Source organism: Psychrobacter sp. Ps2 (genome assembly GCF_022129405.1).
In the GTDB taxonomy this organism is placed as follows: domain Bacteria; phylum Pseudomonadota; class Gammaproteobacteria; order Pseudomonadales; family Moraxellaceae; genus Psychrobacter.
The window spans coordinates 1-12509 of sequence record NZ_JADQAM010000059.1 but is presented as its reverse complement, the minus strand read 5'-3'; the positions used below and the strand labels follow the sequence as shown (position 1 = coordinate 12509).

The window sequence follows — 12509 nt, the reverse complement described above, 5'->3', positions numbered from 1 at the left end:
TTATACAAAGCGGATTATGGGCTTATTTTATCGCATCATACACTGTTGATTTTTTGCCAAGTACTGTCTCAACTGGCGCAACAATGCGTTACTACGATTATCTTAAATCTCTTACATTCTACGTGCTGCCAATACGCTGTTTTCTATCTCGGTTCTTTTGGCTTTATTGTGCTGGGCAGTAAATACTCTGACCATGATACCCGCGGTCAAGAACATGATTAGCGTATAAATGGCTGGCGTCATCGACATCTTATAATTGGCCAATAGCGTCAGTGCCATAAACATTGAAAGCGTACTGTTTTGTAGGCCGACTTCCATAGTAATCGAGCGTCTTTGTGCAGGGTTTAGACCGAACCATTTACTGGTGTAATAACCAAGCGCCATCGTCGATACGTTCAATATCAATGCCACAGGGCCAGTAGCGATTAACGCTTCAACGATAATGTCTCGTTGCACATAGCTTAAGAAAAGTACCAAGAAGCTCAAGAATATCACGCCAAAACGAGACACCATCACCTGTCCCTTGTCTGCCGCGTTAGGCGCATAACGTTTGATCAACATACCAATACTGACGGGTAAAATAGTCAGAGCAATTAGGCTGATCATGGTCTTGACCACTGGCAGCTGGAACTCACTACCCGCACCCATAAAGTATACGAGCGAAAAACTAAGGACGATAGGAATGGTAAATACGGTAATGACACTGGCAATAGCGGTCATGGTGACCGAAAGTGCGACGTCACCTTTGGCTAGATAGGTAAATAGATTCGATGTCGTGCCACCAGGACACAGTACCAACAACATAACCCCAACGGCATACTCTGGCTCGAGAGACATGGAGGTTGCCAAAGCAAAACCTACGAGCGGTAAGAATATTAGCTGATTGGTCAAGCCTATAGCGACTGCTTTAGGGTATTTGACGACTCTCTTAAAATCATTGGTAACTAAGGACAATCCCATCCCCATCATAATCAAAAAGATACTAATGGGAATGACTTTTGCATTTATAAACGTGACTAACTCAACACCTTCCATAACTACATCCTTGTAGATAGAGCCCTTACACGGGCAGGTTTATGACAACCTCGTCATGCTCAATCAGCCAATCCTGCTGATATCTTGGGTAAAAGCCACCGACGTTGTCAGCTCTTTATATGACACTTTTCCATACAGTCGTGTTCTTTAAACCGACAATTTTTGATAAAACTGGTTACTACGAACCGAAATAATAACGGAACGGCAAAATTCAGTATATCGTTGTAAAAGTGTATGGTTTTGATTTTTCTGACTACTCGTCAGTCAATTATAGGTTTTTACACTTGATAAAAAAGTAGAAATGATTTAAGCGGGGATTTTGTGATTTACAGCAGATGTAGAGTGAATATGGTCAATACTGATAACAGCTGTACCGTAGGCAATGGCTTCGACCATACTGCCTAATTGGTTGACATTGGTTACCTCAAGACGTAATCCGTAGATATGCGTGTAGCCTTTGGCTTTTGCCTCAGTCCGCATACGAACGATGGCTTCGCGGCGTGCACGATCTAACAAAGTCTCATAGGTGGTTAAGTTTTTGCCGAAGACACTTAATACGCGAGCGATGATCATTTTGAAGTAATCTTGAGCGATGACGACACTACCAAGCACAAGCTCGCCTTCACTACCCGCTGCTAACTTGGGACGATATAGACGTTCGCTTGAGACAGTGATATCGCCCAATGCTTGCTCTGCTACTGTTAGCTGTGCCAAATGCTGACGCTCATGGCGTGACCCGAAGAACCAGCCAGCCGCGAATAAGAAGACAAACGGCCCATAATTGATGAGCACTTGCGTGAGTGAATCATTCATAGCACGTTTCTCATCGTAAAAAGCATCGGTGCTTTTAGCATTATAGGATTCGGTATTGTAGTTTTTAGTATTGTAGCTTTCAGTATTATAGGACTAACCAAAAGGGTTGAAACGCGGTAAGTCATCAGGTGCGACTTGGGTCTGAGTACTCACATTTTGATTAGAATGGTTGTAACCATCGCTTGGTGGGTTTTGATATTGCTCCTGTGATATCGGCGCGACCTTGACCGCCGTACCATAGACAAACAACTCTGAGGCACCTTGGGCGATACTAGAAGTCGAAAAACGCAGACCGACCACCGCATCAGCACCTAACGCCTCTGCTTTGACAATCATGCGATCGATTGCTTCTTGACGTGACTCTTCTAATAGCTCGGTATAGGCCGTCAGCTCACCGCCAACGATGTTTTTTAACCCAGCAAACAAGTCTTTACCGACGTGCTTTGAGCGCACGGTACTACCGTACACCACGTCTAGGCGTTCGGTAATTTGATAGTTAGGTAAGTGTTCAAGGTTAGAGAGTTGCACAGTCATAGGATGACCTTATCGGTGACTTATAAAATACGTGGTAAACCAAAGCGCTGCGATACAGCATAGACAAGACAGAAACAGCACCGTTAACAGCGCTGTTTCTTAGCTTTATTAATCGTTGGTATGAAACAACAAAAACAGCTCAGTCAAATTGCCTTCGATGCTATTGGCCATCTGTACCATTTTGTCTTCGTCTTTACGCATCTCAGACAGCTCTGGATCTTCATCATCGATACCGCTTAGTACGATCATTGGCAAAGTTAACACAGCCACGTCTTCTGCCGTCTCTTCGTCTTCAAACCAATCGCTTGCTTCATCACCATACATGGCATCGACAAAACCAATTGACCAAGCAACGATGTCTGACTCGTCAGAGAAATCAACCGCCACTTCTTCGTTACCAGCATCTTCACCAAATGGTAATTCAATAGGCGTCTCATTTTTTAACTCAGCCATGATCGAATCGCGCCAGCGTTTGATGCCATCGATAACGTTTTCTGGAATCTCACTTACGTGACCTTCGAACAGGGCATCCATCCAGTTAGGCAATGGACGACCGATGACTGTCGCTGTCAAAAAACCATGCGCTGCGACACTATCTAGCACAAACTGGCTTTCTTGATTGTCCAAATAGTCTAGTAATTCATCAAAACTTAGTTGGTTACTCATAATTTGGTTTTCCTTAGCAGATAGATGTCATCAATCGCAGTGGGCGATCGGTTAAATAAAAGAGGACGATTACTTAAGTAGAGACTAAAGGCTGCTTAGTTAATCAAACTCAAGCAACCTCTATCAGGTAAGTATTATCGAAATGAACTGGTTGCAAGCAACCTAGAAAATTAGAAAACAGCAGGCAACCAGTTTGATTGGCTAAATGATTTTAGTCATTAAAATAGTCGCTGTCATTAAAGTAATTACCGTCATTAAAGTAGCCACTAAAGCACTTTAGTCCACTGAAACGACTGATGCCGATAAATTAAAAATCGTCATCATCCCAATCATCGCCGTCTTCATCGAAGTTGTCTATGTCGTCTAGGTCGTCTTTTAACTCTTTAGCCAAACGCTTTTCTTCTAGCAAATTATCGATTAGCCGACGTTTTTCAAGACTACTTAAACGTGTGCGTACGCTCGTCTCAGCTTCTTCAACCATCTTTGCATCATCATCGTCGACAAAATCATCATCAAAATCGTCGTCAATATCAGCGTCACTCATGACAAACTCCTATCATTTTTAGGCAAGGGTATTAAGAATACATCAATATATATATGCCTTATAAAGTCTCTATTGAATGTTGTCAATCCTTTTTCGCAGTATGGTACATTTCAACCTTACGATTAAGATAGTCCAGTAGGCTATATAACAGACAATTGTAATATAAATGACCAAATACAGTTGGCATTAAATGTGTAGCTCGTCCTCATCTTCAATCATCAGAACTGCGTTGCGCACATCGGCCAAACGCTGAATCAATGAGTCGTTAGCCCCATCAAATATCGCACACTCACGCTCATAGACAGTCGTTGGACGCATGATGTTATGTACTTGTACATGATTGCTGATTTGCTTGAGGCCAGCATTTGGCAATAGTATTAATAGCTGCTCTTTTTTGCCGATACTCTGGAGCAAATGAGTCATTGGCTCTGACTGCGCCTCATCACTGACGCCCGCTTTTGCTGGTAAGGCAAAGCGCGACAGCTCAATATGCTTATCGTGGATAATTTTGTTGAGCATTAAGTATAGCTTGGCAAGCATCACGCCTGCGAGTGCCACTTTTGCATGGCTATTATCAGCCTTTAGTACCACACTTGCGCCATTATCTTCGAAATGTGCTTCATTCATCGCGCTCACGCCCAACAGCAATGGTTGTCTTAGCAACTCAGTCACGGCTTGATTCAGCAGCTGAGTGCAGAGCGCTAGATATGGAAGACGCTGCGCAGGTGCAAGGCGTTCAAGCATATTGAACTCATCATGGAATACAATTTGAACTTTGACGCTATCAACAGACCGTGTGGCAGACAGTTTAGACGTATGGCTGGTAACTTGAGAAGCAACACCGTCTGTATCCGCTATTTCGCTACCTTCACTCGCACTCGCTAGATTGTCAGTATCGCTACCTGTCTCTTGGTTTTGCTGAGTTCTAAGGTACTCATTCACTTCATTATGCACATTAAACTTGCGGGTATTAGTCATTTCGTCATCTGCTGCGCTTGCAGTATTATCAGTCGCTACTTGACTGTCTGCTAAATGAGACGCTGGTTGACTCGTTGACTGGCGCTCAAGTTCACGGTCATAGCCGCGTTGATCGACTGGTCTGTATTGGTCACGATACAGCTCTTGGATATCTCGACTTAATGCATTGATTTGCTCTTTGGTCGGACGAGCGAGGTAACCATAAATCAGCCAAAGCAGTAAATGTAGCAGCATAGTACCGATGACAAACGGCCATTGCATGGCGATAATCTCGCCTTTGCTAACGTCTTTCAAAGTCAATGCAACGCTACCGATAACTGCATCGCCATTGGTGGCGATTTGACGAATAGTGTCACCTTGCTGCATCGGCGCATTGCCTACTGGCACCAAGATATCGTCGTTGTTGTCCTTAATCAGTATCCGTGTGACGTCTTGCTCGCTGGTATAGCGATTGGCAATAACGCTTAAGCTCACGCGGTCTTTATTTTCTAAAGACAACCTTGCTTCATCAATCAGCTGGGCGACCATCTGCTCGCCTTTTAACGCACGACTATTGCTCAGCTGTTGGTCAGTACTAATGACCAATAACAGCGTCTGCAAACAAAAACTAACCAGAAGAATAATGGCAAACAACCCTTGCCGCGGCGCTAAATACGTCATGATATGTTAAACTTTTTTGGAGAGAAGAAATTAAAAAACGAGGCTACTGCTCATTTTTTGGCTAATTTTTAAACAATTTTGATGTGCGCCAACTGTGATGCGCACATAGTGTTAAAGCAGTACTGATTATTAACGACTATCAACAGCATCAATATTGTTGCCAACTTCGCTATCTTTTGCCTTATTATATTTTGCGAAGGCATCGTTAATAAGAAAGCACCGTTGATAAACAGCCAGCTTATCTCATCTACTATATCACCATAATAAGCCTTATAGCGTGAGCGCTTTATAAATTTATCATAATAACTTTCTTGCATTTTCTATGGCTTCTTACGCCATAAAATCTGTTTTTTAGCATCATTGTTACTTTGCGCGTCATCTATAGGCGCTGCCCAGTAAAACTGTTATTATTCCTAATCTTATATGAGCATACAAGGGACAATTGAGCCATGCCAAAAAATACACCTTATTCGTTACCAAAAGACAGCAAAGCATGGCAACAAGCCGTTGATTCTATTGCGGCATTATTACCCGAAGATACCAATTTGCAAGACTTTGATGCGCTACAGTCGCTACCTGTTTTTGCGCTCATCGTAGTACTGCCGACTCAGGTATCTGCATTAGATATTCATCAGTACGTTCAGTCGTGGGTCGATGAACAGCCAAGTTGGCATCTAGTGACCGTTGCCGAAGATACTGACGCTAGCTTCGTCAATATCACAGTATCTGATACAGAGCCTACAGCAGCAGACGCACAACGCCTACCCTTTACCCATACACAGGTCTATCGTTATCTGCTAGTACCAGTTACTGACACGCTGATGCACCCTGGCAAAAAAACCGCAGCCGCTCACATCATTGATGATCAGCTGACCGCTCGCTTGCGTCATGACCTAACTGAAGAATATAACAATACACGCAGTGCAGATAGCACAGGCAACATAAACGTCGTAGACTGTCATATATTGTCTGTCGGTCATATGCTGCGGACGCACAAACTTGCCTGCTTTGATATGGACTCAACCTTGATTGAGCAAGAAGTCATCGTAGAGCTGGCAAAAACGGCTGGGATTGGCGAGGAAGTAGAAGCCATCACTGAAGCAGCAATGCGCGGCGAGATTGATTTTGATGAATCGTTTGCTCAGCGTGTGGCCTTGCTAAAAGGGACTTCTACTGATGTGCTTGATGATATCTGTAGTCGCTTAACGTTATCGACTGGTGCGCGTACGACGATCAGCGCGCTAAAAGCACTGGGCTATCATACGGTGCTAGTTTCAGGCGGCTTTACTTATTTTGCCCGTTATATCGCTGAGCAGCTGGGTATTGATGAAGTGCATGCCAATGCTTTAGATATTGAAGAAGGTGAAGTCACTGGTCATGTACAGTGGCCTATTGTCAATGGTGCCAAAAAAGCCGCTATCGTTGAGCATACCGCTGAGCGCTTAGGCATTGAGATGTCACAAGTGGTCTGTGTCGGTGATGGGGCCAATGACTTACCGATGATGGCACTGGCTGATCTGGGTGTGGCCTATCATGCCAAACCAATCGTTCAAGCACGTGCTGATGCCGCTATCAACGTGACAGGGCTTGAAGGTACTCTGTACGCTCTTGGCTATCCTGCACTGGCGCCTACTGAGTAATTGCAGAACGCCTTATGCCATTCAATAAGCTAGGTTAATGTTTTGTCATTAATCTGGCTTTTATGCTTTAGGGCGTGGCTTAGACAAGAAAAATAGCGTAGATAGTATCGGTATATTAACTAGCTATCTGGCGATGTTTGACAAGATTTAACCGTTTTTAATCCACTTAGATGACACTTATTTTTAAATGATAAAGGAATGCCCATGACGGCACCACAATCTCCACGGCCAACTCAGCCGTCAGCGCCAACACCATTAGAGCCAGATACGGTACCTGTACGTACCGATAGCCCGAAGCAGCTGGTAGGTATCTATGTCAAAGGTATGGCCATGGGAGCAGCTGATATCGTACCTGGCGTCTCTGGCGGCACTATTGCGCTGATTGCAGGGATTTACGAGCGCTTGATTAACGCGCTTGGTAGTATCGGCCCCAATCTTTGGACGATATTTCGTCAGGAAGGTGGCATCAAAGGATTCGCTGCAATTTGGCGCCAAGTAGACGCGACGTTTCTATTGTGTTTGCTACTGGGTATTGCCACTAGCTTTGCGACCTTAGCCGGTATCATTAAGCATTTATTGGACAATCAACCATTGCTTATTTGGTCATTCTTTTTTGGACTGGTCGTTGCAACGGTATTTATCTTACTCAGTGAGATAAAGCGCTGGAATATAGGACGTGTCGTACTGTTCGCGACTGGACTTATTGCCGCCGTAGTCATTAGTAGTATGCCGTTACTCACGACCACGCCTAGCTTACCGTATCTGTTTTTTGCAGGGGCAATTGCTATTTGTGCCATGATCCTACCGGGAATATCAGGGTCGTTTATTTTGCTATTGCTAGGCGCTTACGATGCAGTATTAGAAGCAGTCGATACGATGAATCTGAGTGCCATTTTCACAGTCATTGCGGGTATGGCGACTGGGCTATTGCTATTCACGCGCGCACTTAAGTGGCTGCTCTCGCATTATTATCAGGCTACCTTAGCATTGCTGACAGGCTTTATTGCAGGCTCTCTAATAAAAGTATGGCCATGGAAAGTAGATGCGCTAGGCTCACTAAATACTGAAGCTGTCCATAACGTAATGCCGTGGCAATATCCTACTGGCGCACAGTGGTCAACGACAGTAGGACTTATGCTACTCGGTGCTATCTTAGTTTCGCTATTATCTTGGTGGGGTAATCGTACCAATCGAGTCTAAGTATTCAACGAACTGTCAGTCCTATTTGCTAGTTTGGCATGGTTTGCTAGCTAATAAACACCCTCCCGAGCAAACAAAACCATTTCCATATCACTCAAAATAAGCGCCACCCCTCACGGCGCTTAGCCTAACATCTAGCCATCAAATATCGCAAAACAAGCTAAAAAACCAAACGTCAACGGTTGTCGCAAAGTCGCCTGTACCCTCTTCAGCTTTACTCAATAACCTCTCATAATAGTCTCATTGGAATTCACCTTATGAATAGCGAGATGAATGATGTTAATGACTATATTTTCTTTTATCGGTGTAGAGGCATGGAGCGGCTCGGCATGGCTTGGTTATGGACTGCTAGCCAGTTTAGTAGGGGTGCTTGCCGTATCGTCATATCGTTGGCTACTGCTATATCTGTTTGGCGGTATGGCTTACTGGTTCACCGTTGAGTTGATTCAAAATATATTAGCCGGTCGTCCTATGTTGATGGAGCTATCGTCATGGCATCGCTATATCATCGCTATGGGCATCAGTTGGTTACCGTTGGCAGCTTGGGTACTGTATCGGGCATTACGCTATGATGATGTGAGTCAGACCGTTAGTCAGCAACGTGAGCTAGAAGCCGCACGCTATATCGAACACACTCCTGTCTACGATGATAACTATCAGCCACGTTTCCGTTAAAACTGTCCTATTTATACCTCTGTTTGTTTATATCAATACCTTACTTACGTCAGTGACATCGAATGTTACAAGATACTTAACGCTCTCTACTTAACTCCTAAAGAGTTGGCACCCTGTGATAGTTTATAATCCAGTTATATATTTGTCATAAAAACTGGTATAAAGTACGCTTTATTTTTATGCCTCATTTCTTTAGGAGTTCTGCTATGTTTACTGTTCCTGTATTAGATATCAAATCTGATCCATTAGATGCTTTATTAGCTGTCGTTGGCTATCGTTTGTCTATGTTAGCTGATAGCGATAACGAAGACGTCAAAGCGTTGTTCGCTGATCGTCAAGTTACGATTGAGTTTGCTAGTACTGAGTCTGATATTGCCCGTTCTTTTAGCTTTGACAATGGACAATTCAGTCAACAAAGCGGCCATGCAAAAGAAGCCGATTTGACCATCACTTTTAAAGACTCTATGACTGGCGTTAGATTGCTAACCAAAGGTAGCTTACCTGCCTTTATGACTGCTGTACAAGAAGGTAACTTGAGCATCGAAGGCGACTATAGCCTAATGATGTGGTTTAACAAACTTGCTAAGCATATCGTTCCAGCTATTCCAGAAGAGTGCAAACCATATATCCAAAAAGCCAAACCTTACGCCTATAAAGCACAGAAATTTGCTGAGCATTGGGTTGGTATCGCTAAGCACAAACTTGGTAAATAAAAAGAATGGTGCACTGAGCGGTAGTCATTGGTAGAATGGATGATATAGAATTAAATAGCCAAACGTATAGTTACTATTTATGTGCGCTACTGTGACAATTATACATACTGTCTAGCAGTGTTCTGATTTTCTAAAAAGGTTGCGGTATACTATACGGCAACCTTTTTTGTTACCTTATAAATGACAATAGATAAAAACATTGGTTTTATTTAATACCCTCTAATTCTTATAAAAGGACTTACCTTATGGCAGGATTGCTTAGCATCTCCGAACCTGACGCCACCCAGCCAACTGATGTAGCCACTCAGCCAGATACGACCAACAGTGATTTTTTGGCCAATCTAGCCACAGACGCGACTCAAACTGATAGTAAAGTAGCTACGACATATAACCGTGAAGAAATCGCGCAACTGTTTGATTTACCTCTAATGGACTTGCTGTTACAAGCGCAAACCATCCATAGAAAGCATTTTACTGCCAATGAAGTACAAATCAGCACGCTACTCTCTATCAAAACGGGTAATTGCCCTGAAGATTGCGGCTACTGCTCGCAGTCAGGCCACCATCGCGACACCACCAAACTACAAGCAGAAAAGCGCATAGAAGTTGACAAAGTCATCGCAGCGGCCAAACGCGCCAAAAATAGTGGCTCATCGCGCTTCTGCATGGGTGCCGCGTGGAAACACCCAAGTGCCAAAGATATGCCTTATGTGGTTGAGCTAATCAAAGAAGTAAAAGCATTAGGACTTGAAACTTGCATGACACTAGGCATGCTCGATACCAATCAAGCGACACAGTTGGCCGATGCAGGGTTAGATTATTACAACCATAACCTAGATACTTCGCGCAGCTACTATGAACAAGTCGTCAGCACGCGTAGCTATGATGAGCGTTTGGACACGATAGAAAACGTGCGTAACTCTGGCATTAATGTCTGTAGTGGTAATATCGTTGGTATGGGCGAAAGCCGTGACGACCGCATCGACTGGGTACTTGAGCTGCTAAAAATGCCAAAAGCGCCTGAATCAATTCCAGTCAACTTGCTGGTGCCTATTGCAGGTACACCGATTGGTGATAAAGTATTGGCCGAAGGTCAGCTGTCTGTACTTGAGTGGATTCGTACTATTGCGGTCGCCCGTATTTGCTGCCCGACTAGCTACGTGCGTTTATCTGCTGGTCGCGAAAGTCTATCTGATTCTGAGCAAGCGTTGGCATTTATGGCAGGTGCTAACTCATTCTTTTATGGTGATAAGCTTCTTACCACTGGTAACGCGAGCCAATCAGGCGATGATAGACTCATGCGTGAGCTTGGCCTAACCAAACAGTTTGCCGCACCAAGAGCGCCTAAAGTACTGCCTGTGATGGATGCTATGAATGGTCATCAAACACAAGTTGTGTTGGCAGAGTAGGCCCAAGCTAAAAAATACAAGTTAAGCAAGAGAAACTACGATGGCAGATTATTTTAACTGGATTAAAGCGGCGCACATTATCTCGATGGTCTGCTGGTTTGCGGCGATATTCTATTTGCCGCGCCTGTTTGTCTATCATGCGATGAGTGACGATAGCATCAGCCATGAGCGCTTTGCCATTATGGAGCGCAAGCTATATCGCGGTATCATGACCCCATCGATGATAGCGACATGGATTTTTGGTCTATGGATGTTGGGGCTGGGCTGGGATGTGTACAAAACCCAAGGTTGGCTACATGTTAAATTGCTCTTAGTCGTGCTGCTATCAGGCTATCATGGCGCTTGCGGCTTATATCGTAAAAAGCTGATTGATAACCCACATTATAAAACGCATAAGTTTTGGCGCTGGTTTAATGAAATACCAGTGTTTGCATTGATATTTATCGTTATTTTAGTCGTGGTAAAACCGTTTTAGGTTCAGAAAAATCATCTAACCTGCAAAAAAACGTCCGTCACTTTAACCAGTGACGGACGCTTTTTTTTGAATTTAATATAGCTTGTAGATTAGATAGAATTAATACCGTTAGCTGTATATTTTGAACGTGCTATTCAATTGTAACTGCTGCTAAATCTTAAATCCTGCACACTGAGTATCAGACGCTAGGGCGCATAATTTGATAAACATTACTTAAATCGTAAACGCGATAACGAGCTGGTTCACGGCGATTTTCGCCAGCATAGCTCAGTATCAATGCTTGCTTGGCATGCTCATCGACCCAACCGACGAACAGTCCACTATGCTCGACGCCATTGTAGCCATGGTTAATATAATAGAGCCAGTCGCCTGCTTCAATCTCGCTGCTACTAGCATAGGGCCCTTGCGCATAAGTGCCTTTGTGTATGGTATTACGCAATACCCCTGCCCGATTAAATACAGCATTTAAATAGTCCCAGCAGCCACCCTGAATAATCGTGCGCTCGTTAAGTGCCATTTTGCGGGCGGTACTGACCACCTCACGTGCTGCCATACTACTCTGCGTCTCTGCATTGCTCAGCAGCGGTAGGTACTCGCTATCAACATTGTCATAGCTGCCTGATAAAAACGCCGGTAAGACTGTAGGCGCTTGACGTGTTACCTCAGGATAACGATAGAATGTATTCGTCGTTGATTGAGCTGATTTCTGAGCGATAAGCATACTCATACTATCTGCATGGGCTTGCCCCATCATGCCGCAGGTAAATAAGAATAAACCGCACGATGCGGCGACTGACGGTATAGACAAACGCAGCATGACTAACTCCTTGTCAATCAGATCTCAATGACAGTGTCGATAATAGTAAGAATGAACTTTATAATCCTACTTATAAACCATTTGCGCACAAATCTGCAAGCACTATTCGCCTGCGATAGGTGATAGACGGTATAAATATACTGATAGATGACAATATTGGAGAGGCGCGTCGAGTGAGGTTTAAAATGACACTTAAGTTAGAAGTTTAGATAATACGAAGATAATAGCTATGCTTTGGTAAAGTACGAAATTAAGAAAAGATACTAATTACTCGGGAGTTTCCTAAAAACTGTGTAACTGCTTATAATCCATTAACAGGAGAATAAGCAATGACTACTCAATCTGACATT

General features: G+C 43.7%; 13 protein-coding genes. 6 read left to right on the top strand and 7 right to left on the bottom strand.

The features are described 5' to 3' along the window. Positions 1–111: 111 nt before the first annotated feature. From I3254_RS10225 to I3254_RS10200, 6 genes are all read right to left on the bottom strand, one after another. Positions 112–1035, bottom strand: coding sequence for a bile acid:sodium symporter family protein (locus I3254_RS10225; RefSeq protein WP_101206055.1), 924 nt, complete (start codon positions 1033–1035; stop codon positions 112–114). Positions 1036–1341: 306 nt separating this feature from the next. Further along, positions 1342–1848, bottom strand: a complete 507-nt coding sequence (locus I3254_RS10220; RefSeq protein WP_238052779.1) for a heavy metal-binding domain-containing protein — start codon at positions 1846–1848, stop codon at positions 1342–1344. A gap of 93 nt (positions 1849–1941) precedes the next feature. Then, the gene (locus I3254_RS10215; RefSeq protein WP_238052778.1) at positions 1942–2382 is read right to left on the bottom strand and encodes a YbjQ family protein; all 441 of its coding nucleotides are present in this window, start codon (positions 2380–2382) and stop codon (positions 1942–1944) included. A 108-nt stretch (positions 2383–2490) separates the two neighbouring features. Further along, positions 2491–3048, bottom strand: a complete 558-nt coding sequence (locus tag I3254_RS10210; RefSeq protein ID WP_201568674.1) for a YecA family protein — start codon at positions 3046–3048, stop codon at positions 2491–2493. A 307-nt stretch (positions 3049–3355) separates the two neighbouring features. Further along, a complete protein-coding gene (locus tag I3254_RS10205) occupies positions 3356–3592 on the bottom strand; it encodes a hypothetical protein (RefSeq protein ID WP_057761656.1) in 237 nt (78 codons plus the stop codon). Between the two features lie 186 nt (positions 3593–3778). After that, complete coding sequence (locus tag I3254_RS10200) at positions 3779–5230, bottom strand: hypothetical protein (protein WP_238052777.1); 1452 nt, start codon at positions 5228–5230, stop codon at positions 3779–3781. 449 nt (positions 5231–5679) lie between these two features. Here I3254_RS10200 and serB point away from each other — a divergent pair, with 449 nt between their 5' ends. The 6 genes from serB (at position 5680) to hemJ (ending at position 11342) form a co-directional block, all read left to right on the top strand. After that, positions 5680–6870 carry a phosphoserine phosphatase SerB gene (gene serB, locus I3254_RS10195; RefSeq protein WP_238052776.1) on the top strand — a complete coding sequence of 397 codons (1191 nt, stop codon included), beginning with the start codon at positions 5680–5682 and terminating at the stop codon, positions 6868–6870. 204 nt (positions 6871–7074) lie between these two features. Further along, positions 7075–8070 (top strand): DUF368 domain-containing protein, encoded by a 996-nt coding sequence (locus I3254_RS10190; protein ID WP_238052775.1) that lies wholly within the window; start codon positions 7075–7077, stop codon positions 8068–8070. Positions 8071–8352: 282 nt separating this feature from the next. Next, the gene (aciT, locus tag I3254_RS10185; RefSeq protein ID WP_238052774.1) at positions 8353–8745 is read left to right on the top strand and encodes an AciT family ciprofloxacin tolerance protein; all 393 of its coding nucleotides are present in this window, start codon (positions 8353–8355) and stop codon (positions 8743–8745) included. A gap of 206 nt (positions 8746–8951) precedes the next feature. Further along, positions 8952–9458, top strand: coding sequence for an SCP2 sterol-binding domain-containing protein (locus I3254_RS10180; RefSeq protein WP_102090478.1), 507 nt, complete (start codon positions 8952–8954; stop codon positions 9456–9458). 245 nt (positions 9459–9703) lie between these two features. Further along, positions 9704–10867, top strand: coding sequence for a biotin synthase BioB (bioB, locus tag I3254_RS10175; protein ID WP_269117539.1), 1164 nt, complete (start codon positions 9704–9706; stop codon positions 10865–10867). Positions 10868–10907: 40 nt separating this feature from the next. Then, the gene (gene hemJ, locus I3254_RS10170; protein WP_238052773.1) at positions 10908–11342 is read left to right on the top strand and encodes a protoporphyrinogen oxidase HemJ; all 435 of its coding nucleotides are present in this window, start codon (positions 10908–10910) and stop codon (positions 11340–11342) included. Between the two features lie 178 nt (positions 11343–11520). Here the strand turns inward: hemJ and I3254_RS10165 are convergent, their stop codons facing one another. Next, positions 11521–12159: a hypothetical protein gene (locus I3254_RS10165; RefSeq protein ID WP_238052772.1), complete on the bottom strand. Its 639-nt coding sequence runs from the start codon at positions 12157–12159 to the stop codon at positions 11521–11523. Positions 12160–12509 lie beyond the last annotated feature (350 nt).